Origin of the sequence: Micromonospora sp. L5, from assembly GCF_000177655.2 — a bacterium.
Classification (GTDB): domain Bacteria; phylum Actinomycetota; class Actinomycetes; order Mycobacteriales; family Micromonosporaceae; genus Micromonospora; species Micromonospora aurantiaca.
Genome location: NC_014815.1, coordinates 6,883,449 through 6,904,105, shown reverse-complemented (window position 1 = coordinate 6,904,105; position 20,657 = coordinate 6,883,449). Strand labels below are relative to the sequence as shown.

The following is a 20,657-nucleotide window of genomic DNA, read 5'->3' as shown; positions in this document are numbered from 1 at the left end:
CAAGGTCGTCGTACCCGTCCAGGTCCAGAACGGAGCCTAGAACGGCGCCTCACGTTGCTGCCTCCCGCGTTACGCGACCGTGTCCGATCCCACACGTGTTTTTGACATTTCCACCGCGTTAACGGGTCTCGGACGGTTCAGGTGATTGGTGGCCTTGCGGGGGGTGGTAGGCCGTACAGAGTGCCTGGTCAGCCGGGCATGCGGCGGGCGGTCGCCGCGGAGCGTACGGCGATCTTCGTCTCGCGGCGCGCCGTGCGGACCGCGCGCCTGACCGACCGGCGAGAGTGGTCGATCCGGTGGCCGGCGCGCCAGCGCAGCCCCGGCTTGCCCTCGGTGTCGGCGGCGGCGAGGAGGAGGCCACCGAGCAGGCCGAGGTTCTTCAGGAAGTGGATCTGGTTGTTGTTGCGCGCGGCCGGGTCGTCGTTGTTCCAGAAGGCGTGGCCGGCGGCGGTGGTCGGGATGAGCGTGCCCGCGAGCACCAGCGCGGCCGGACGGGTGAACCGGCCGGTGGCGAGCATCAGGCCGCCGACCAGCTGGGTGGCGGCGTTGGCCCGGATCAGCGAGACCGTGTCGGTGGGGATGCGGGGGTGCACGTTCTGGATCAGCGGGGCGACCTTCCCGGTGACCGGTTCCGCGGCCTGCACCAGGCGTTCCGGGTTGCGCAGGTTGCGGGCGCCGCTGACCACGAAGATGCCGCTCAACATAACTCGGGCGAGGGAGCGCACGGGCTTCATGGCTCAGTCTTACCCCGTCGGGGGCGTCGTCATCCCCGCAACACACGAAAGGTATCGGCCGACGTGGACGTCCGAACGGTATCGATTTCAGCGACCGTCGCGGATGGACCGGTTGCGTTCGGTAAGGTCGCGCGGGTGACGACGCTGCGACTGCGCCCCGAGGGCCCCGCCGACGAGGCGCCGGTGGCCCGGGTGCTGGCCGCCGCCTTCGCCCGTCCCGACGTGGCCACCCCACCGGAGGTCGGCCTGGTCGAGGAGCTGCGGCACAGCCCGGCGTGGATCCCGGAGCTGGCCATGGTCGCCGAGTACGGCGGCGAGGTGGTGGCGTACGCGCTGCTCACGCGCGTCGGCGTACGCACCGAACGCGGCACCTGGCCGGCGCTGGCCCTGGGTCCGGTGGCGGTGGCGCGGCACCGGCAGCGGCTGGGGCACGGCACGGCGGCGGTGCAGGCGGCACTGGACGCCGCGACCGAGCTGGGCGAGCGGCTGGTGGTGGTGCTGGGCGACCCGGCCTACTACCGGCGGTTCGGGTTCGGCCCGGCGGACCGGCTGGGCCTGACCAGTCCCTGGTCCGGGCTGGGGGAGCCGTGGCAGGCGCTGGTGCTGCCGCCGTCGGCGAGCGGAGAGCCGTCACCGCCGTCCGGCGAGGTGGTCTTCCCGCCACCGTGGTCGCGGGTCTGAGCGGTCCGGATCGCGGCCGAGCGGCCTGAGACCGCGCGGCCCGAGCGGCCTGAGCCGTCAGGCGGGCTGGGTACGCAGGTAGCGGCCGAAGTGCGGCACTGTGAACGCCACAGTCCCCCGCTCGCCGGAGTAGATCAGCCCCTTCTTGATCAGCGCATCACGCGCCGGGGAGAGGCTGGCCGGTTTGCGGCCGAGCGCGCGGGCGATCTCTGCGGTCGGCACCGCCGCGTCCATGTCGTCCCGGCCGCCCTCCTCGCCGTCCACCAGCGCCAGCGTGGCCATCGCGCGCATGTACTCGCGTTCGGCAGGCGTGGCCCGCTCGAACCGGGAGCCGAAGAACCCCACCGCCAGTTCGGCTTCCGCCTCGGGCGCGGCGACCCGGACGTCCGCCGCGGTGATCGGGGAGCGGGGTGCGTGGTCCCAGGTGGCCTTCCCGTACGCCTGGACGAAGTAGGGATAACCACCGGACTTCTCGTAGAGCAGGTCGAGGGCTTTCTGCTCGTACTCGACCTCCTCCCGCTCGGCCGGCGCGCAGAGCGCCTGGTCGGCGGCGATCCGGTCGAGCCGGTCGATGCGCTGGTAGCGGTAGAGCCGCTCGGAGTACGACTTGGCCGCGCTGAGCACGGCAGGCAGGTGCGGCAGGCCCGCGCCCACGACGATGAGCGGCGCGCCGAGCTGGGACAGCTCGTGGCAGGCGGCGCAGAGCGCGGAGACGTCCTCGGCGCCGACGTCCTGCATCTCGTCGATGAAGATCGCGATGCCGGTGCCGACGTCGGTGGCGACCGCCGCCGCGTCGCTGAGCAGTTCGACCAGGTCGATCTCGATGTCGCCGGAGTCGGCGCGCCCGCTGCTCGCGGGTACGTCGATGCCGGGCTGCCAGCGGTCGCGCAGCTTGGGTGCCGCGCCGCCCCGCCCGGTGGGGGTGGAGCGTTGCGCGAACGCCTTGAGGACGCCGAGGAACGCGTCGATCCGGTCCGGGGCACGGTGCCGGGGCGCCAGCTCGCGGACGGCCATGTGCAGCGCGGCGGCGATCGGGCGGCGCAGCGACTGGTCCGGCCGGGCCTCGATCTTGCCGGTGCCCCAGAGGTGGTTGATTGCCTCGGAGCGCAGCGTGTTGAGCAGGACCGTCTTGCCGACTCCCCGCAGGCCGGTGAGCATCAGGCTGCGTTCGGGGCGACCGCGGGCGATCCGTTCCAGCACCACGTCGAAGACGTCCAGTTCCCGCCCCCGCCCGGCGAGTTCGGGCGGGCGCTGGCCGGCGCCCGGTGCGTACGGGTTGCGGACCGGATCCACGAATCGCACAGTATCGGGTTCTCTAGCGACCAGGCTAGATGCGCATAGAGGCGGCTACCGCGTGTCGGCCTCGACAGAAAACTAGGGCTGTCTAGCATCCACGCTAGACAGCCCTAGTTTTGGTTACCGACAGGCGGACAGGGTCAGCGGCGCTTCAGGCAGAGCACGAAGTCGAGCGTGTCCAGCTCACTGTCGAAGAAGTACCAGTCGGTGTAACCGGCCACCTTCCCGCACTTCGCCTCCGCGTCCTTCTTGCCGCTCGTCGCGCCGTCGATGCGGCGCAGCACCTCGTACGTCTTCGGGGCGCAGTCGGCGATCACCAGCTTCGGCTGGCCGCCGCCACCCTCGTTGGCGACGCACTGGCCCGCCTTGACGAAACGCGGATCGGTCGACGAGGCCGGGGCCGCCGTCGTGGGCGTCGTGTCGGCCGGTTCGCTCGGCGGCGCGGCCTCGCCGGTCGGATCCGCGGCCGGCTCGGTGGCAGCGGTCGTGCCGCCGGTCGGGCTCTGCTCGTCCCGGCCCAGCATCCAGTACGCCCCGGCGCCGCCCAGCAGCAGCACGGCCAGCACGATCACCACCACCAGCAGCGGGCCCTTCCCGCGCTTCGGCGGCGTCGGCTCGGCGTACGGCGGTTGCCCGCCGCCGTACGGCGGCCCGGCATAGGGGTCACCCGGGTGGCCCTGCTGCGGCGGCCCGGGTGACCAGGCCGGTCCTGGCTCGTAGCGCTGCTTCGGCGGCCCGTACTGATCGGCCGGCGGGCCGTAGCGGTCGCCGGAACCGTACTGCTGGGCGGGCGGGCCGTACCGGTCGGCGGGGCCGTACTGCTGGGTCGGCGGGCCGTACTGCGGGTCGGGCTGCGGGGCGTAACGCGGGTCGCCCGGCGGGGCGTAGCGAGGATCGGGCTGCGGGGCGTAGCCGTCGTCGGGCCGTCCCCAGGGCTCGGGAGAGCCGCCGCCCGGTGGACCGAAGTTCGACATGAACGCCTCCTGCGTACGCCAGTGCTGAGAGGCCGGCCACCAACTGGGGACGCCGACGCCGTGGTCACCGTAGCGTGGTCCCACGATGAGCTCACGCCCCACGAGTGCGACGAACGTTGTCGATTCCGCGACGCCGCCGGCCCGCACCGCGCTGATCTGGACCGCACTCGTGCTGGTCTACCTGCTCTGGGGCTCGACCTACCTGGGCATCCGGGTCGCTGTCGAGTCCCTGCCGCCACTGATCTCCGCGGCGATGCGGTTCGCCGCCGCCGCGGTGGTGCTCGCCGTGGTGCTGCGCCTGCGACGTGGACCCGGCGCGTTGCGGGTGCCCGCACGCCGCGTCGGCTCCGCCGCGCTCGTCGGTGTGCTGCTGCTCGCCGGCGGCAACGGCCTGGTGGTGCTCGCCGAGTCCGGCCCGGCCGGGACCGCCGTACCGTCCGGGGTGGCGGCGCTGCTCGTCGCCACCGTGCCGCTGCTCGTGGTCCTGCTGCGGACGGCAGGTGGGGACCGGCCGCGACCGTGGACGTTCCTCGGAGTGGCACTCGGCTTCGCCGGTCTGGTCCTGCTCGTGCTGCCCCGCGACGGGGTGGACGGCGTGCCGGTGGCAGGCGCGCTGACAGTGGTCGCCGCGGCGGCGAGCTGGTCGGTCGGCTCGTACCTGTCCGGGAAGATCCGGATGCCCGCCGACCCGTTCGTGGCCACCGTCTACGAGATGGTCGCCGGCGCTGCGGTGCTCGCGCTCGTCGGCGTGGCCCGAGGTGAGCTGCGCGGCTTCTCCTTCGCGGACGTGACCGGACGGTCCTGGGCGGCGATGGCCTACCTGATGGTGGCCGGTTCGCTGGTCGCCTTCACCGCGTACGTCTGGCTGCTCGCCCACGCGCCGATCTCGCTGGTCTCCACGTACGCGTACGTGAACCCGGTGGTCGCGGTGGCACTCGGCGCCTTGTTCGTCGCGGAACCGATCACCTCGCAGGTGCTGATGGGCGGTGCGGTCATCGTGGTCGGCGTGGCGGTGGTGGTGAGCACCGAGCGTCCCCGCCGGTCCCCGCCACCAGCCGTCGACGGGACGGCCGGGGAGCCGGCCGGGCGGTAGCGTCCCGGCCCGTGTCGGCGCTGCTGGTGACGGGGATCGCGCTGCTGGGCGCGGCGGCCGGGTGGGCGGCGGTCCCGGCCGGGCGGTCCTTCGTTCCCGACACCGACGGCCGGGTCCGAACTCCGAACCGGAGTGTGCTCGCCCTCGTCGGCGCCGTGGTGTTCGGCGGGCTCGCCGCCGCCCGGGGCGCCGATCCGGCGCTGGCCGCGCTGCTGCCGGTCGCCGCCACCGGGTTGGTCCTCGTGGTCACCGACCTGACCGCGCTGCGGCTGCCCGACCCGCTCGTCGGCCTGGTCGCGCTCGGCGGCGGGCTCGGACCGGCCGCTGCCACAGCGACGACCGGCGAACCGCGCCACCTGGCCGTCGCGGTGGCCGGAGCCACGCTCTCCTTCATCGGGTACGCGCTGCTGGCGCTGCTGCCCCGCGCCCGGCTCGGCTTCGGCGACGTGAAGCTCGCCGCCGCGCTCGGGCTGCCGCTGGGCTGGCTCGGCTGGCCGGCGCTGCGGCTCGGGCTGATCCTGCCGCACGTGCTCGCCGGAGTCACGGTGCTGGTCCTGCTCGCCGCCGGCCGGGTACGCCGGGACACGCCGGTGCCGTTCGGCCCGGCGCTGCTCGGCGGCGCGTGGCTCGCCGCCGTCCTCGGCTGACCTGCGCGCTCGGCCCGGGCGCCGCGGGCGGTCAGATCAGACGGAGCTGGTGGTCCTTCGGACGGCGGGGCTCGGTCGCGTCCAGACGCTCGAACAGCGCCGGGTCGATCACGTCGAGGAACGGCGACGGGCGGGTGTCGCGTTCCGCGCCGTGCCGGGCGCGGCGGCCCGCGTGGCTCACGTAGAGCCGGTCCTGTGCCCGGGTCAGCCCGACGAAGAACAGCCGGCGCTCCTCGGCCACCGCGTCGTCGTCCGGCTCGGATCCGGGCCAGCGCAGCGGCAGCAGCCCGTCCTCGGCGCCGACCAGGAACACCACCGGGAACTCCAGACCCTTCGCGGCGTGCAGCGTGAGCAGCGTGACCGCCTCGGCGCGCGGGTCGAGCGCGTCCACCTCCGCGCCGGTGGCGAGCTGGTTGAGGAACAGGTCGAGGTCGTCGCCGCAACGCCGGGCCAGCGGGGTGAGCAGGTCCACCGCCGTGCGGACGTCCTCGGGGCGTACCGCGCCGGAACCGTCGAGCGTGGGCACGGCGAAGCGCTCGGCCAGGATCTGCCCGGCCTGCCGTACCCGGGCCGCGAGCGAACCGTCCAGACCGGCGTGGCGCAGCTCGCGGGCGATTGCGGGCACGCCGGGACGGTCGCGCAGCCGGTCGTGCGAGCGCTTCTGCACCGGGATGTTCGCCCGGGCCAGCGCGTCCACGATCGGTGCGGCCTGCGCGTCGGTCCGGTAGAGCACCGCGATGTCGGAGAAGGACAGCGAGGTGGTCCGCCCGTCGATCCGACCCGAGTCGAGCGAGCGGTGGGACAGGCCGCCGACCAGCTCGTCCACGGTACGGACCACGAAGTCGGCCTCGTCGTAGGCGGAACTCGCCGCGTACCGGCCGACCAGCGGCGCCTCCGGGTCGAGCCGGGCCGGGTCGAGACGCCGGCCGCGCACCAGCGACGACGGCGCGATGGCCTGCACCGCGGCGGCCAGGATCGGCGCGGAGGAGCGGTAGTTGCGGTTCAGCCGGACCAGCCGCGCGTCGGTGAAGTCCTGCGAGAACCGCAGGAAGTAGCCCACGTCGGCGCCCCGGAACGAGTAGATCGCCTGGTCCGGGTCACCGATCGCGCACAGGTTGCCGTCCGGCGGGCTGAGCAGCCGCAGCAGCTCGTACTGCACCGCGTCGACGTCCTGGTACTCGTCAACGAAGATCCACTTCCACCGCTCGCGGTACTCGCGGACCAGCTTCCGGTCACCCTTCAGCAGGGCCACCGGCAGCGTCAGCAGCTCGTCCAGGTCGACCAGGTCCCGCTTGCGCAGCAGTGCCACGTACCGCTCGTCGTCGTCACCGGCCTCGGCGCGCGCCGCCGCCCGGTCCGCCTCGTCGGCGATCCGGAAGTCCGCCGGCAGCCCGGCCGCCGTCGCGTTCTCCCGCAGCACGGTCAGGCCGAGCGAGTGGAACGTACCCACTGTGACGTCCTCGGCGACCGGGCCGAGCAGCCCGTCCAGCCGGTGCCGCAGCTCCTCGGCCGCCCGCCGGGTGAACGTGATCGCCAGGCACTGATCAGGGAATACGTTCAGCTCCGCACACAGATACGCGATCCGGTGGGTGAGCGTGCGCGTCTTGCCGGTGCCCGGACCGGCCACGATCAGCAGCGGGCCACCCGGCGCCGACGCGGCCACCCGCTGCATCGCGTCCAGCCGGTCCAGCAGGCCGGTGCCGACCTCCTCCATCCCGGCGAGCATCGGCTCGAACGGCTCGTGCGGAGACGGCGGCGGCGCGATCGGGGGCGCTGGCGGCGGCGTGCGCTTCGGCTCCGGCCGGGCCGGCGCCGGGCGCTTGGCCTTCGGCTTCGGCGCCGACTCCGCCGGCCGCCGCTGCGCGGGCACCGGTACGTCGAACAGCGTCTCCTGCCCGGCCCGGGCACCCCCGGCGCCCAGTTCCGCCGGGTCGAACAGCGTGATCACGCCGTACTCCCCGTCGTAGCCCGGCACCCGGCGCACGTCGCCGCGGCGCAGCCGGCCGATGCCCTCCGCGAGCAGCTCGCCGCCGACGCGGCCGATCTCCTCGATCGGGGTACGCGTGAGGATCTCCAGCTCCGGTCCGAGCGCGGCGATCAGCTCGTTGAGCTTGCCCTCGACCTTCTTCGACCGCGCGCCGACCCGGTTCAGCTCGCCCAGGATCTCGGCCAGCGGCACCAGATGGGTCACCTCGCGGGCGTGCGCCGGCCGGTGCCCCGCCGGGCGGTCCGCCAGCTCCTCGACCCGGCTGAGTACGCCCACAGTCAGCGGCTTGCCGCACTCCGGGCAGCGTCCGCCCGCCTCGCGGGTCCGCTCTGGCGACCAGTTCACGCCGCACAGCCGGTGCCCGTCGGCGTGGTACTTGCCCTCCTCCGGGAAGAACTCGACGGTGCCCGCGAGCCCGTCGCCGGTCCGCAACGCCTCGCGGATGGCGAAGTAGTCGCGGGCCGCGGTGAGGACCGTGGCCTCCCGGGCCAGCGCGGGCGGCGAGTGGGCGTCCGAGTTCGACACCAGCTGGTAGCGGTCCAGGCTGCCGACCCGCCAGTTTATCTCCGGATCGGACGACAGGCCGGTCTCCACCGCGAAGATGTGCTCGGCCAGGTCGGCGTAGCAGTCGGCGATCGCGTCGAAGCCGGACTTCGAGCCGAGCGCGGAGAACCAGGGCGTCCAGATGTGCGCGGGCACCAGGTAGCCGTCCGGGCTCGCCTCCAGCGTGATCTCCAGCAGGTCGCGGGAGTCCAGCCCGAGGATCGGCCGGCCGTCCGAGCCGAGGTTGCCGATCCGGCCCAGCGCGGTGTTGAACCGGGCCACCGCGTCCAGGTCCGGCAGGTAGATCAGGTGATGCACCTTGCGCGTCCGGTCGTCGCGCTTGTAGATCGTGGAGATCTCCACGCTCAGCATGTACCGGACCGGGTCGGCCTCCGCCTCACTGGCCAGCCGGGGCGGCAGCCGCCGGGCGACGTCCCGTTCCGCCTCGGGTGAGAGCCGGTACAGGCCCGGCTCGGCCGGGTGCAGCGTCTCGCGCAGGTGGTCGTACCAGGCGGGATGGGTGAAGTCGCCGGTGCCGAGCACGCCGATGCCCTTGCGCCGGGCCCACCAGGCCAGGTTCGGCAGGGTCAGGTCGCGGCTGCACGCGCGGGAGTACTTCGAGTGGATGTGCAGATCCGCGACGTACGGCGGGAGGCCACCGGGGGGTGCGGCGCTGAACGGAGGCACGCCGCATCCTGTCACGTCCGGTCCCCCGCCCGCCCGTCGCCACGCGTACGGGTGACCTGAGCAATGCGGTGCTGGACTCGGCGGCCCATGCACGCTATTGAGCGCGCAGCTCGACGAGCGTCACCTGGGGAGGCGCGCCCACCCGCACCGGCGGGCCCCAGAAACCGGCGCCGTTCGTGACGTACACCTTCGTGCCGTCGACCTCGCCGAGACCGGAGACCACCGGCTGTTCGAGCTTCACCGCCAGGTTGAACGGCACCATCTGGCCGCCGTGCGTGTGCCCGGAGAGCTGGAGGTCGACGCCGAACTTCGCCGCCTCCTGCGCGGCCACCGGCTGGTGCGCCAGCAACACCACCGGCCGGCTCGGGTCACGGTCGCCGAGAGCAGCGGCGTAGTCGGCGGGCCCGGCCACCCCGGTGCCGGCGGCGCTCACGTCGTTCACCCCGGCCAGATCCAGCACGCCGCCCCGGGCCTGGATCTCCTGCCGCTCGTTCTGCAGCACGCGCAGGCCGAGCCGGTCCACCTCGCGGACCCACTCCTCGACGCCCGAGTAGTACTCGTGGTTGCCGGTGACGAAGAAGCTCCCGTACCGGGACCGCAGGTCGCGCAGCGGCTCGGCGGCCTCGCCCAGTTCGGCCACCGTGCCGTCGACCAGGTCACCGACCACGGCGACCAGGTCGGCGTCCATCCGGTTGATCATCGCGACGATCCGCTCGGTGTGCGCCCGGCCGCGCAACGGCCCGATGTGGATGTCGGAGACGGTGGCGATGCGCAGTCCGTCCATGCTGCGGGGCAGCTTGGCCAGCGGGATCTGCACCCGGTCGAGCTGCGGCGGACCCATCGCGTTGCGGACGCCGTACCCGGTGACACCGGCGGCGGTGAGCCCGGCGAAGATCGCCGCCCCGCGCGCGAGCAGCAGCCGCCGGGAGGGGTCGTGGTCCGGCGCGTGGGTGCCGGCCGGCGGCGCGTCGGTGGGGTCGACCGGCGGCGGCGTCGGACCGTCCGCCGTCGCCGCGCCCACGAGCGCGGGCTCGGGCTCCGGGCCGGCGGCGACCGCCGAGCGGGCCCGCCGACGCAGCACGAGCCGGACCACAGCGGTCGGCACCTCCAGCACCAGCAGCAGCACCAGCAGGTAGAACATGAGCGCGACCCAGAGGTAGCCGGGCCAGGCGAGCCAGTACCAGCCGTTGCGCGTGCCCGCCATGGTCACCGGCACGAGCACCGCCAGCGCCGCGATCGTCACGCCACCGGCCCGGCGCCACCGCCCGGGGCGCGTGGTGTCCCGGACCAGCCGCCTCCACAGGTAGAAGTGGATCAGGCCGATCACGAGCACGACGAAGCCCAGGAATGTCGCCATGGCCAGCACGTGTGCCCCCCTCAGCCGCCCGCGAAGGGCGGCAGCACGTCCACCGTCACCCCGGCCGGCAACAGTGCCCGTCGATCATGACAGGCCACGCCGTCGACCAGGAAACTCGCCGCCTTCAGCACCACCGCGAGGCGTTCGCCGTGCCGGGCGGCCAGGTCATCGAGGAGTTCGTCCAGGGACCGGCCGGCGGATGCGGTCTCCTCGGATCGTCCCGCGGCCGCGCGGGCCCCGGCGAAGTAGCGGACCGTGAGCTCCACCCTCAGCCTCCGATCGCCGACATCGAGCGCGCGGGCTGGAGGAACGTCGGGTCGTCGATGCCGTGCCCGGCCCGCTTGGCCCACATCGCGGCGCGCCAGCGGCGAGCCAGCTCCTCGTCGTCCGCGCCGTCGCGCAACGCGCCGCGCAGGTCCGACTCCTCGGTGGCGAACAGGCAGTTGCGCACCTGGCCGTCGGCGGTGAGCCGGGTGCGGTCGCAGTCGCCGCAGAACGGCCGGGTCACGCTGGCGATCACCCCGACCCGGGCCGGCCCGCCGTCCACCAGCCACGTCTCGGCCGGTGCCGCACCGCGCTCGGACGGGTCCGGCGTCAGCGCGAACGCGGCGTGCAGGGAGGCCAGGATCTCGTCGGCGGTGACCATGGTCGAGCGGTCCCAGCCGTGCTGGGCGTCGAGCGGCATCTGCTCGATGAACCGCAGCTCGTAGCCGTGCGCGAGCGCGAACCGGAGCAGCGCGGGCGCCTCGTCGTCGTTCGTGCCGCGCATGAGCACCGAGTTGATCTTCACTGGGGTCAGCCCGGCTTCCGCGGCCCCGGCCAGCCCGGCGAGCACGTCGGCGAGCCGGTCGCGGCGGGTCAGCGCGGTGAACCGGTCCCGGTCCAGCGTGTCGAGGGAGACGTTGACGCGATCCAGCCCGGCGGCACGCAGCGCCGGCGCCATGCGGGCCAGACCGATGCCGTTCGTGGTCAGCGAGATGCGCGGCCGGGGCGTGAGCGCGGCGACCGCGGCCACGATGCCCGGCAGGCCCGGCCTGATCAGCGGCTCGCCGCCGGTGAAGCGCACCTCGGTGATGCCGAGCCGGGAGACCGCGACACCCACCAGCCGGATGATCTCGTCGTCGGTGAGCAGCTGCGGATTGGCCAGCCAGGGCAGGCCCTCCGCCGGCATGCAGTAGGTGCAGCGCAGGTTGCACTTGTCGGTGAGCGAGACCCGTAGGTCCCGGGCGACACGGCCGTACCGGTCGGCGAGGACGCCGTCGGCCGTCCGGGGGGCGCTCATCCCTCGACCGTAGCGCGGTCGGGCCCCCGGAGGGCGGCACGGGCGGTGGAGCGGACCGCGTCCGCGTACGCCGCGCCGAAGATCGCGGTGTGCACGAGCAGCAGATGCAACTGGTGCAGCGGTACACGTTCCCGCCACCCGTCGGCGAGCGGCCACGCCTCCCGGTAGGCGGCCGTGATCCGGTCCAGGTGCGGCGGACCGCCGAACAGCGCGAGCTGGGCCAGGTCGGTCTCGCGGTGGCCGCCGTGCGCGGCCGGGTCGACCAGCCAGACCCGGCCGTCGGCGCCCCAGAGCAGGTTGCCGGGCCAGAGATCGCCGTGCAGCCGGGCCGGCTGCTCGTCACCGCCGAACTCGCCGATCCGCTCGACGACCTGCTCGACGAGCGCCGCCCCGGCGCCGTCGAGCGCGCCGCCGTCGACCGACATGCGCAGGTAGGGCAGCAGGCGGCGCCGGGCGAACCAGTCCGGCCAGGGACCGGGGTCGGGCGTGTTGTCCTGCGGCAGCGCGCCGATGAACCCCGGCCAGTCCGCGCCGAACGCGGGCGCCCCGGCGCGGTGCAGCCCGGCCAGATCGCGGCCGAACGCCTCCGCGGCCTCCGGCGTCGGCTCGCCGGGCTCCACCCAGTCGAGCGCCAGCAGGTCGGGCAACGCGACGAGCACATCCGGTACGGGCACCGGGCCGGCCTCGCGCAGCCAGCGCAGCCCGGCCGCCTCGGCGGCGAAGAAGCCCTCCGGCAGCGGACGCGCCGCCCGTTCCGGCCAGGTCTTGGCGAACACCGAGTGCCCGTCGTCGAGCGTGAGCCGGGAGGCGGCGCAGATGTCACCGCCGGAGACCGGGGTCTCCCGGATCCGCTGGTGGGTCAGGAAGGTCGGCAGGTGCTCCGGGTGTGCCCGCAGGTACGCCAGGTCCATGTGCGCAAGGTAGCGGTTACCCCGGACATCTGTGTGCCGGGCGGCACCGCCGATCGTCGCTGACCTGGACCGATACGCTCCGTATCTGTGGACGGACCGCGTGTCGTCCACAGGGGCGAACGCGGTGACGCGCGACCGCCCACGCTCCCGGCATGAACTCCACCGAGCCAGCGCGCCTCTCCGTCCGCTCGCCGGCCGACATGGTCGCGGCCGTGCCCTACCTGCTCGGCTTCCATCCCGCCGACAGCGTGGTGGTGGTCGCGGTACGCGGCCGCCGCGTCGTCTTCGCCGCCCGTGGCGACCTGCCCGCACCGGGTGCCGACCCCGGTCCGGCGGCCCGGCACCTGGCCCAGGTGGTGGCCCGGCAGGACGCCGACGCCGCCACAGTCGTCGGCTACGGTCCGGCCGCCCGGGTGACGGGCGTCGTCGACGCGATCGGCGACGCGCTGACCGCCGCCGGGTTGGTCGTGCTCGACGCGCTGCGGGTCACCGAGGGCCGCTGGTTCTCGTACCTCTGCGTCGAGCCGTCCTGCTGCCCGCCCGAGGGCACCCCGTACGACCCGGCCGCCAGCCAGGTCAGCGCGGCGGCTGTGTTCGCCGGTCAGGTGGCCCTGCCCGACCGGGCCGCGCTCGCGGCGCAGGTGTCCCCGCTCGACGGGCCGGTCCGGCTCGCCATGCGCCGGGCCACCGGTCGGGCACGCCTCCGCCTGGCCGCGCTCACCGGACGGCCGTCCACGCCGTCGGCAGGGAGCCCGGCCGGAGGCTTGCCAGCCGACAGTTCGAGGGCGGGTGCGGAGCCGCCGGTTCCGGCGGATGGTGCTGGGCCGGAGGGGGAGTCGTCGGTCCCGGTTGGCGGGCCCGGGTCGGGCGGCAAGTCCCAGGTGCCGGCAGGTGGTGCCGGATCAGGTGGGGAGCCGCGGGCCGTGCGGACGGCGGGCACGGCCGCGGTGCGAGCGGCCTTCCGCCGGCAGCGGCGCGGTGAGCGGCTGGACGACGACGAGGTGGCCTGGCTGACAGTGCTCCTCACCCACGTCGCGGTACGCGATCACGCCTGGTCCCGCACCGACGGCCGGGACGAGGACATCAGCCTCTGGACGGACGTGCTGCGACGCGCCGAGCCGGACCTGATCGCCGCGCCGGGCTGTCTGCTGGCGTTCGCCGCGTGGCGATCGGGGCACGGGGCACTTGCCGCTGTCGCCCTGGAACGGGTGTTGTCCGCCCACCCCGGCTACTCGCTCGCGGTGCTGCTCGACGAGGCGCTCCGGCGGGGAGTCGCCCCGTCGGCACTGGACGGGTGGCCCGGTTCCGACGACGGCGCGGTGCTGCGGCGCCGCCGACGCAGGCCACGCCGATGAGCGGTCACCCTGCCGGGCGGTCATCCGCCTACCGGGCCGCCGGCGGCCGCCACGCCGGTGAGCGGTCACTCGCCGATGCGCGCCGCCCCGGCGTAGACGTTCATGGTCGGCCCGCGCAGGAAGCCGACCAGCGTCATCCCGGCCTCCTCGGCCAGCTCGACCGCGAGCGTGCTCGGCGCGGACACCGCCGCGAGCAGCGGCACGCCCGCCATCCACGCCTTCTGGGTGAGTTCGAAGCTGGCCCGTCCGGAGACCAGCAGGACGTGCCCGGCCAGCGGCAACCGCCCTTCCCGGGTGGCCCAGCCGAGCACCTTGTCCACCGCGTTGTGGCGCCCGACGTCCTCGCGCAGCACGACCAGCTCCCCGTCGGGGGTGAAGAGGCCGGCGGCGTGCAGGCCGCCGGTGCGGTCGAAGGCGCGCTGCGCGGCGCGCAGCCGGTCCGGCAGCCCGGCCAGCAGTTCGGCGGTGACCACCAGCGGGTCGTCCCGCACCGCGAACTGCGAGCGGGTGCGTACCGAGTCGATGCTCGCCTTGCCGCACACGCCGCACGAGCTGGTGGTGTAGAAGTTGCGCGACGGGTCGGTGACGGGCTCCGGCACGCCGGGCGAGAGCACCACGTCGACCACGTTGTAGGTGTTCGGGGTCTCCGCCCCGGCGCAGAGCTGCGCGGTGTGCACGTCCTCCGCCGACCGGATCAGCCCTTCGGTGAGCAGGAAGCCGATCGCCAGGTCCAGATCGTCGCCGGGAGTACGCATCGTCACCGCCAGCGGCCGGCGTCGTCCCGGACCGGCCGCGCCGACGCGGATCTCCAGCGGCTCCTCCACGGCCAGGTTGTCCTGCCGGCCGATCCGCCCCCGGCCGTCCCCGGCCGCGTCGAGGTCGATCCGCAGCACACCACGCCGATCCGTCGCCCGTCCCATGCCGCCATCCTCCCCGGGCGTCCCGCCGCCCGCACGTCGCCCCAGGTCTTCCCGCCCCCACCCACCCACCACCCACCCACCGAGGCCGGCCCCAGGCCCGATGATCGACGCCAGTTCGGCGAAGTGGCGGTATCGGAGGGCCCTGGATGCCACCACTTCGGCGGAAAGCAGTCGATCAACGTCGGAAAACCGCCGACAACGCTGGGCAGAGGCCCGAGCCGGACCGGCGGTCGTGGCTGTGGCTACTGTGAGGCAGTGACGGGGTACGCGGCGATCCTGCTCGCCGGTGGCGCGGCCCGGCGGATGGGCGGGGTGGACAAGCCGGCCCGGGCAGTAGGCGGCCGGCCGATGCTGCACCGGGTGCTGGACGCGGTGGCCGACGCGGACCAGCGGATCGTGGTCGGCTCGTCCGGCCCGCTGCCCACGGGAGTCCGGACAGCCCGGGAAGAGCCGCCCGGGGGCGGTCCGGTGGCCGCTACGGCAGCCGGGTTGGCGTTGCTCGACCCCGGTACGACGACAGTCGCAGTGCTCGCCGCCGACCTGCCGCTGCTCACCACCGCAGCGGTGGCCGAGCTGCGACGCGCGCTCGCCGCCTGTCACTCCCGCGACGACCCGCCGCCCGCGCTCGACGCCGCAGCCGCCGGGCCGGAAGACGCACCTGCCACCGCCAGGTCGGAAGACGCGCCCGCCGCCTGGCGGGAGACGCTGGACGGTCGGTCCGCCGCGCTCGCCTGCTACGTGGACGGGAACGGCCGCCGCCAGCACCTGTGCGCCCTCTGGCAGGTACCGGCCCTGCGGTCCGCCCTCGACCGGCTCGCCACGACGCGGGGCGGCTCGCTCGACGGCGCGCCGGTACGCGGGCTGCTGGCCGACGTCGCCGTACGCGAGGTGTCCTGGTCCGGCTCGGGGCCGCCGCCGTGGTTCGACTGCGACACTGACGAGGACGTACGCCGGGCGGAGGAGTGGACGAGATGACGGTGCTGGACGACTGGGTCACGGCGGTCTGCGCCGAACTGGACCTGGACCCGGCGGGGGTGCCCGTGCCGACAGTGCTCGACGTGGCCCGGGACGTGGCCCACCAGGTGGTCCGGCCGGGAGCGCCGGTCACCGCGTACCTGCTGGGGCTGGCGGTGGGGCGCGGCGCGGACCCGGCCGCGGCGGCCGAGCGGCTCAGTGCGCTGGCCGGTTCCTGGCCGGTGGACCTGGGTGGTTCCACGCCTGAGGATTAGCGCCTCGCGCGGGATTCGGTCCCCTTCGCGCCTGGGTAGGGTGGCGGGAACGGACGGAGGCGATCATGACGGCAGACCACCCCTCGGAGCCGGTCGACGAGCCTGCCGGCGGCGCGCCGGAGCACCACGCCACCGGCGCCACGTCGGCGCATCAGGCCACCGGCGGCGCGCCGGAGCAGCACCACGAGTCGATCCTGCTCGACGAGCCGACCACCGCTGATCTGCGGGCCAAGGTCACCGAGGCCTGGCGGGAGTTCGCCCGGGCACTCGCCGACCGGCTGCGCGGGCTGCCCTCCGGCGGGCACCTGGAGGTCACGCTCGACCCGACCGCCTCGGGCACCGGCGACGCCGTCTACTCGGTGAGCGTGGACGCGGGCGAGGCGGGCCGTCTCTCGGCCCGCGCGGTCGGAAACGCCACGCTGCCGCAGGGCTACCGGCTGGACCGGGCCGCGGTGGCCGACATGGTGGCGCTCGGCTGGTCGCCGCCGGGTGTGGTGCCGGGTTCCGGGGAGCAGTTCGGGCTGGACTGCGGCACCGACGAGGCGACCCGGCTGGCCGCCGTGCTGTCCCGGACGCTGCGGGACGTCTACGGCGCGCCGCACCCGGCCTTCCTCGTCTACCTGGTGCACGACGCCGAGGGCGAGGCGCTTCCCGTGGAGCCGCTCGGTACCGCGCGCAGCGAGTTCGGCCCGGACCGCGACGTCGAGGCCGACCTGGACGAGGCGCTGGCCGCGGCGGCGGCCGCGCAGTCGGGCGAGAACGACGTGCTGGCCCTGGAGGAGCGGGTCCGCACCGTCGTGTCGACAATGCTGAAGTCCGCGTCCGACCAGCTTCAGGTCGACTCCGACGGTGACATCAACATCCGGGCCGGCTCGGCCATGGTCTTCGTGCGGGTGCGCGACAACCCGCCGCTCGTGGACGTCTTCTCGCCGGTGCTGACCGAGGTCGAGCCGACCGAGCGCCTCTACGTGAAGCTCTCCGAGCTGACCAACCGGATGCCGATCGGTCGGCTCTACTGCGCCGACGACACGGTGTGGGCCTCGATCCCGGTGTTCGGCCGCAACTTCCAGCCCACCCATCTGATGCTCGCGGTGCAGGTGATGACCGGTCTCGCCGACGAGCTGGACGACCGTCTGCACGGCGAGTTCGGCGGCAAGCGCTTCTTCGGCGAGGGCGACAAGCCGGCCCGGGCCGAGGAGCACCGCACCGGCATGTACCTCTGAGCGCTGCTCAGCGTACGTCGAGCAGCGTCTTGCCCACCGTCCGACGGGCCTCGATCGCGGCGTGCGCGGCGGCGGCCCGGTCCAGCGGGAAGCGCTGCCCGATCAGCGGCCGCAGCCGCCCGGCCGCGCCCTCGGCGAGCGCCGCCTCGGTGAGGGCGCGCAGCTCGTCCGGGCCGGGCCGGGGGCTCAGCAGCGTCACCCCGCGTGCGGCTGCCGACTCGGCCGGGATGTCCGCCCAGGTGCCGCCGGCCAGCCCGAAGCTGAGCATCCGTCCCCCGGGGGCCAGCAGGTCGAACGCCTCCCGGGCGAGCGGCCCGCCGACGCCGTCGAACACCACGTCGACGGCGCCCACCGAGTCCCGGACCCGGTCGGCCCAGCCCGCCTGCCGGTAGTCGACCACGACGTCGAGCCCGGCGGCACGGAGCACGGCCACCTTGCGGGAGCCGCCGACGGCGGCCACCACCGTGGCGCCGGCCCGTGCGGCGAGTTGGACCAGCAGCGATCCGACCCCGCCGGCCGCCGCCTCCACCAGGACGCGGTCACCGCGCCGCAGCCCGGCCGCCCGGGCCAGCATCAGGGCGGTCCGGCCGTCGGCCATCAGCGCCACCGCCGCGTCCAGCGGCAACCCCGGGGGTACGGGGACAGGCGCACCCTGGTCGACCACGACGCGCTCGGCGTACCCGCCGGTGCCGCCGGTGGCGGTGACCACGACGCGGCCGGCGAGCGCCGGGTCGGCGCCCGGTCCCAGCGCGGTGATCGTCCCGCCGACCCCGTTACCGGGGATCACCGGCAGTTCGGTGCCGAACGGTCCGAAGCCGCTGGCCCGGAACATCGTCTCGACGAACGTGATGTTCGCGTGTGCCACGTCGACGAGCACCTGGCCCGGTCCGGGTGCCGGGTCGGGCGCCGTCCCCGGCACGAGCACCTCCGGTCCGCCGAACTCCCGCAGCCACACCGCACGCATACCGCCCCCTCGCGTCCCGCCGGTCACCGGTGTCAGTGCACGACATGAAGCGAGGTTGAGGTCAAGGCGTGGACGGTCCGACGCCAGGGGACTCGACCAGCCGGGAGAGCACGATGGTGCTGCGGGACGAGGTGACGAACGATTCGGCGCGCAGCCGTTCCAGCGCCTCCTCCAGGTGGGAGATGTCCGCGGCGCGCAGGTGCACGAGCGCGTCCGCCTCGCCGGAGACCGTGTACGCGCCCACCACCTCGGGGTGCCGGCGGGCGGCGGCGCCGATCTGCGCGGGCGTGGTCCGGCCGGCGCAGAACAGCTCGACGAACGCCTCGGTGGTCCAGCCGACCGCGGCCGGGTCGACGACGGCGGTGAATCCCCGGATCACCCCGGCGGATCGGAGGCGGTCGACGCGTCGCTTGACGGCGGGGGCGGAGAGTGACACCCGGCTGCCGATGTCCGCGTACGAGGCGCGAGCATCCGCGACGAGTAACGCAATGATTCGCTGGTCAACCGCGTCTATCTGCAACGTTCTGCTCCCGGGAAGCAATGCTTGTGGCTGTTACCAAAGTTGTACCGTACCTACTCTTGGTGACCGTGAACCAGCAGCGAGTCTCGCGAAAGCGGACATTTCTCATGTGCTCGCCCGAGCACTTCACGGTCGAGTACGCGATCAACCCGTGGATGGACGTGACCACGCCGGTCGACGCCGACCTGGCGGTCAAGCAGTGGGACCGGCTGCGCGAGACGCTCGTCGGGCTGGGCCACGAGGTGCACCTGCTCACCCCCGAGGCGGGTCTGCCGGACATGGTCTACGCGGCCAACGGTGCCTTCGTGGTCGACGGCAGCGTCTACGGCGCCCGGTTCAAGCACGAGCAGCGGTCCGCCGAGGCCGCCGCGCACCGGGCGTTCTACGAGCAGCAGGGCTGGCGGTTCATCGCGCCGAGCGAGACGAACGAGGGTGAGGGCGACTTCGCGTACCTGCCGGAGGCGCACGGCGGCCTGATCCTGGCCGGGTACGGCTTCCGGACGGAGCCGGCCGCGCACGCCGAGGCGCAGGAGGCGCTCGGGCGGCCGGTGGTCTCGCTGCACCTGGTCGACCCGCGCTTCTACCACCTGGACGTCGCGCTGGCCTCGATCGACGACGAGAACGTCGTCTACTACCCGGGGGCCTTCTCCGCCGCGAGCCAGAAGGTGCTGGCCCAGCTCTTCCCGGACGCGATCGTCGCGGACGACGAGGACGCGCTGGCGTTCGGCCTGAACCTGGTCAGCGACGGGCTCAACGTGGTGCTGAACAACGAGGCGACCCGGCTCGCCGGCAAGCTGAAGGCGGCCGGCTACCACCCGGTCCCGGTGGAGCTGGCCGAGCTGAAGAAGGGCGGTGGCAGCGTGAAGTGTTGCATCGCCGAGCTGCGGCACTGAGCCAAGGCTCGACGCCACGCCACGCCACGCCTCGGCGCGAAGGGCGGCCTCCCGAGGGGGAGACCGCCCTTCGCGTGTGTACGAGGGCTTTGTCAGCCCAGCGTCGCCAGCTCGTTGATCACGACGTTGGAGAGCAGCCGGCCGTCGGTCTGCACCCGGCGCAGGTACCACTTCTGCTGCGGGGTACGCGTCTGGTTGAACTGCCAGGTGCCGCGCGGGCTGTCCACCTGGCCGACCTTGCCGAGCGCCAGGTTGACCTGCTGCGGCGAGGGGTTCGACCCGGCCAGCCGGATCGCCTTGTCCAGCACCAGCGCGGCGTCGTAGGAGGCCATCGCGTACGTGGTGGGCGCCGAGTTGAACGTCTTCCGGTACGCGGAGGCGAAGATCCGGTTCGCGGTGTTGTTGAGGTCGGCCGAGTAGTTGAGCGCGGTCTCGATGCCGTACGTCTGGATCAGCTTGCGCTCGCGGCCCTTCTCCCCGTCGTCGAGCTGGTCGAGCGCGGTGCCCTCGGTGAGGAAACCGGGGGCGTAGATCGGTCCCCGGTAGCCCTGGGCGTAGAGCTGCTTGACGAACTGCACGGCCTGCGCGCCGGAGTAGTGGCAGAAGACCGCGTCCGGGTTGCGCCCGAGCGCCTTGCGGATCGGCCCGGAGTAGAGCGACCGGGAGGGGTTGGGGTCGTCGTCGGTGAAGATCGGATCCTCGGTGAGCCGGCGGCCCCGCTCGTACGCGCGCCGCAGCCCTTCGATGACGTCCTGGCTGCCCGGGCCGCGGGTGCCGAAGATGGCGATCCGGCTGGACGCGTCCAGCTTCTGGCGCAGGTACTCGCCGAGCGCCTCACCGGGCTCGGTGAGCACGTACGACGTGCGCCAGATGTAGACGACGCCCTGGAGCGTCGACGGGGAGGCGTTGGAGCCCAGCAGGGGCACCCGGGCCTCCTCGACCGCGTCCTTGATGCCGGTCATCACGGTGGGGCTGACCACGCCGGTGAGCGCGAGCACGCCCTCCTTGAGCAGCCGGTCGACGGCGGCCTTTCCGGTGGCGGCGGTGTCGCCCTCCTCGGCGGTCACGACCGTGACCGGGTGACCGGCGATCTGCTGGCCGCGCATGCTGAGGAAGAGCTGGAAACCGTTGGTGATCTCGTCACCGATGGCCTTGTTCGCCCCGCTGCCGGGCACGATCAGCCCGACTTTGATCGGGCTGCCGGATCCGGCCTCGTCCCCGGTGTCGTCCCCGGATCCGCAACCCGCCGCCAGTCCGGTGGTACCCAGCGCGGCCAGCAGTTGCAGCGCCCGCCTGCGGTTCATCTGTGCCACCGAATTTCCTTCCCGACGGGGCGGCCATGGTGCACACCCCTTCGGCGT

At 73.9% G+C, this 20,657-nt stretch carries 20 protein-coding genes; 8 read left to right on the top strand and 12 right to left on the bottom strand.

Annotation, left to right across the window (positions count from 1 at the left end; all coding sequences use genetic code 11):
- Positions 1-188: 188 nt before the first annotated feature.
- Positions 189-734 (bottom strand): DoxX family protein, encoded by a 546-nt coding sequence (locus ML5_RS30885; RefSeq protein ID WP_013477511.1) that lies wholly within the window; start codon positions 732-734, stop codon positions 189-191.
- 135 nt (positions 735-869) lie between these two features.
- Between ML5_RS30885 and ML5_RS30880 the strand changes: the two genes are divergently transcribed.
- Positions 870-1,415: a GNAT family N-acetyltransferase gene (locus ML5_RS30880; protein ID WP_013289339.1), complete on the top strand. Its 546-nt coding sequence runs from the start codon at positions 870-872 to the stop codon at positions 1,413-1,415.
- A gap of 57 nt (positions 1,416-1,472) precedes the next feature.
- Here the strand turns inward: ML5_RS30880 and ML5_RS30875 are convergent, their stop codons facing one another.
- Both ML5_RS30875 and ML5_RS30870 read right to left on the bottom strand, forming a co-directional pair.
- Positions 1,473-2,708, bottom strand: a complete 1,236-nt coding sequence (locus tag ML5_RS30875) for an ATP-binding protein (protein WP_041784376.1) — start codon at positions 2,706-2,708, stop codon at positions 1,473-1,475.
- Between the two features lie 143 nt (positions 2,709-2,851).
- Positions 2,852-3,685, bottom strand: coding sequence for a hypothetical protein (locus tag ML5_RS30870; protein ID WP_013477510.1), 834 nt, complete (start codon positions 3,683-3,685; stop codon positions 2,852-2,854).
- A gap of 85 nt (positions 3,686-3,770) precedes the next feature.
- Here ML5_RS30870 and ML5_RS30865 point away from each other — a divergent pair, with 85 nt between their 5' ends.
- Entirely contained in the window at positions 3,771-4,778 is a 1,008-nt protein-coding gene (locus ML5_RS30865) for an EamA family transporter (RefSeq protein ID WP_232236626.1), read from the top strand.
- An 11-nt stretch (positions 4,779-4,789) separates the two neighbouring features.
- Positions 4,790-5,425 (top strand): A24 family peptidase, encoded by a 636-nt coding sequence (locus ML5_RS30860; RefSeq protein WP_013477509.1) that lies wholly within the window; start codon positions 4,790-4,792, stop codon positions 5,423-5,425.
- Positions 5,426-5,456: 31 nt separating this feature from the next.
- Here the strand turns inward: ML5_RS30860 and ML5_RS30855 are convergent, their stop codons facing one another.
- The 5 genes from ML5_RS30855 to ML5_RS30835 all read right to left on the bottom strand — a co-directional run bounded on the left by ML5_RS30855 (position 5,457) and on the right by ML5_RS30835 (position 12,192).
- A complete protein-coding gene (locus ML5_RS30855; protein WP_013477508.1) occupies positions 5,457-8,642 on the bottom strand; it encodes a UvrD-helicase domain-containing protein in 3,186 nt (1,061 codons plus the stop codon).
- Between the two features lie 94 nt (positions 8,643-8,736).
- Entirely contained in the window at positions 8,737-9,999 is a 1,263-nt protein-coding gene (locus tag ML5_RS30850) for a metallophosphoesterase (RefSeq protein WP_369752063.1), read from the bottom strand.
- A gap of 20 nt (positions 10,000-10,019) precedes the next feature.
- Positions 10,020-10,265, bottom strand: a complete 246-nt coding sequence (locus ML5_RS30845; RefSeq protein ID WP_013289332.1) for a MoaD/ThiS family protein — start codon at positions 10,263-10,265, stop codon at positions 10,020-10,022.
- Positions 10,266-10,267: 2 nt separating this feature from the next.
- Positions 10,268-11,281, bottom strand: coding sequence for a GTP 3',8-cyclase MoaA (gene moaA, locus ML5_RS30840; RefSeq protein WP_013477506.1), 1,014 nt, complete (start codon positions 11,279-11,281; stop codon positions 10,268-10,270).
- Positions 11,278-12,192 (bottom strand): fructosamine kinase family protein, encoded by a 915-nt coding sequence (locus tag ML5_RS30835; RefSeq protein WP_013477505.1) that lies wholly within the window; start codon positions 12,190-12,192, stop codon positions 11,278-11,280. Before ML5_RS30835 ends, moaA begins: the two co-directional genes overlap by 4 nt.
- Positions 12,193-12,344: 152 nt before the next feature.
- Here ML5_RS30835 and ML5_RS30830 point away from each other — a divergent pair, with 152 nt between their 5' ends.
- Complete coding sequence (locus tag ML5_RS30830; RefSeq protein ID WP_013477504.1) at positions 12,345-13,547, top strand: DUF4192 domain-containing protein; 1,203 nt, start codon at positions 12,345-12,347, stop codon at positions 13,545-13,547.
- Positions 13,548-13,612: 65 nt separating this feature from the next.
- On the opposite strand, the gene fdhD is transcribed toward ML5_RS30830, so the two are convergent.
- Positions 13,613-14,467, bottom strand: a complete 855-nt coding sequence (gene fdhD / locus ML5_RS30825; protein WP_013477503.1) for a formate dehydrogenase accessory sulfurtransferase FdhD — start codon at positions 14,465-14,467, stop codon at positions 13,613-13,615.
- A 255-nt stretch (positions 14,468-14,722) separates the two neighbouring features.
- Here fdhD and ML5_RS30820 point away from each other — a divergent pair, with 255 nt between their 5' ends.
- The 3 genes from ML5_RS30820 (at position 14,723) to ML5_RS30810 (ending at position 16,919) form a co-directional block, all read left to right on the top strand.
- Positions 14,723-15,442: a molybdenum cofactor guanylyltransferase gene (locus ML5_RS30820; RefSeq protein ID WP_013477502.1), complete on the top strand. Its 720-nt coding sequence runs from the start codon at positions 14,723-14,725 to the stop codon at positions 15,440-15,442.
- A complete protein-coding gene (locus ML5_RS30815; protein ID WP_013289326.1) occupies positions 15,439-15,696 on the top strand; it encodes a DUF6457 domain-containing protein in 258 nt (85 codons plus the stop codon). The genes ML5_RS30820 and ML5_RS30815 overlap by 4 nt, the downstream gene beginning before the upstream one ends.
- Before the next feature lie 65 nt (positions 15,697-15,761).
- Positions 15,762-16,919 carry a hypothetical protein gene (locus ML5_RS30810; RefSeq protein ID WP_013477501.1) on the top strand — a complete coding sequence of 386 codons (1,158 nt, stop codon included), beginning with the start codon at positions 15,762-15,764 and terminating at the stop codon, positions 16,917-16,919.
- Positions 16,920-16,926: 7 nt separating this feature from the next.
- On the opposite strand, the gene ML5_RS30805 is transcribed toward ML5_RS30810, so the two are convergent.
- Both ML5_RS30805 and ML5_RS30800 read right to left on the bottom strand, forming a co-directional pair.
- Positions 16,927-17,883 (bottom strand): zinc-binding dehydrogenase, encoded by a 957-nt coding sequence (locus tag ML5_RS30805; protein ID WP_013477500.1) that lies wholly within the window; start codon positions 17,881-17,883, stop codon positions 16,927-16,929.
- A gap of 61 nt (positions 17,884-17,944) precedes the next feature.
- On the bottom strand, positions 17,945-18,403 hold the full coding sequence (locus tag ML5_RS30800) for an Lrp/AsnC family transcriptional regulator (RefSeq protein ID WP_013289323.1): 459 nt from the start codon (positions 18,401-18,403) through the stop codon (positions 17,945-17,947).
- A gap of 59 nt (positions 18,404-18,462) precedes the next feature.
- Here ML5_RS30800 and ddaH point away from each other — a divergent pair, with 59 nt between their 5' ends.
- The gene (gene ddaH, locus ML5_RS30795) at positions 18,463-19,296 is read left to right on the top strand and encodes a dimethylargininase (protein ID WP_013477499.1); all 834 of its coding nucleotides are present in this window, start codon (positions 18,463-18,465) and stop codon (positions 19,294-19,296) included.
- Positions 19,297-19,388: 92 nt separating this feature from the next.
- Here ddaH and ML5_RS30790 read toward each other — a convergent pair whose 3' ends face one another.
- Positions 19,389-20,609: an ABC transporter substrate-binding protein gene (locus ML5_RS30790; protein ID WP_013477498.1), complete on the bottom strand. Its 1,221-nt coding sequence runs from the start codon at positions 20,607-20,609 to the stop codon at positions 19,389-19,391.
- Between the last annotated feature and the right edge of the window lie 48 nt (positions 20,610-20,657).

Coding starts and splice junctions, on each gene's coding strand:
- fdhD (WP_013477503.1), bottom strand. CDS start 14,467: ATGGGACGGGCGACGGATCGGCGTGGTGTGCTGCGGATCGACCTCGAC.
- ML5_RS30815 (WP_013289326.1), top strand. CDS start 15,439: ATGACGGTGCTGGACGACTGGGTCACGGCGGTCTGCGCCGAACTGGAC.
- ML5_RS30835 (WP_013477505.1), bottom strand. CDS start 12,192: ATGGACCTGGCGTACCTGCGGGCACACCCGGAGCACCTGCCGACCTTC.
- ML5_RS30805 (WP_013477500.1), bottom strand. CDS start 17,883: ATGCGTGCGGTGTGGCTGCGGGAGTTCGGCGGACCGGAGGTGCTCGTG.
- ML5_RS30870 (WP_013477510.1), bottom strand. CDS start 3,685: ATGTCGAACTTCGGTCCACCGGGCGGCGGCTCTCCCGAGCCCTGGGGA.
- moaA (WP_013477506.1), bottom strand. CDS start 11,281: ATGAGCGCCCCCCGGACGGCCGACGGCGTCCTCGCCGACCGGTACGGC.
- ML5_RS30810 (WP_013477501.1), top strand. CDS start 15,762: ATGACGGCAGACCACCCCTCGGAGCCGGTCGACGAGCCTGCCGGCGGC.
- ML5_RS30850 (WP_369752063.1), bottom strand. CDS start 9,999: ATGGCGACATTCCTGGGCTTCGTCGTGCTCGTGATCGGCCTGATCCAC.
- ML5_RS30830 (WP_013477504.1), top strand. CDS start 12,345: ATGAACTCCACCGAGCCAGCGCGCCTCTCCGTCCGCTCGCCGGCCGAC.
- ML5_RS30865 (WP_232236626.1), top strand. CDS start 3,771: ATGAGCTCACGCCCCACGAGTGCGACGAACGTTGTCGATTCCGCGACG.
- ML5_RS30885 (WP_013477511.1), bottom strand. CDS start 734: ATGAAGCCCGTGCGCTCCCTCGCCCGAGTTATGTTGAGCGGCATCTTC.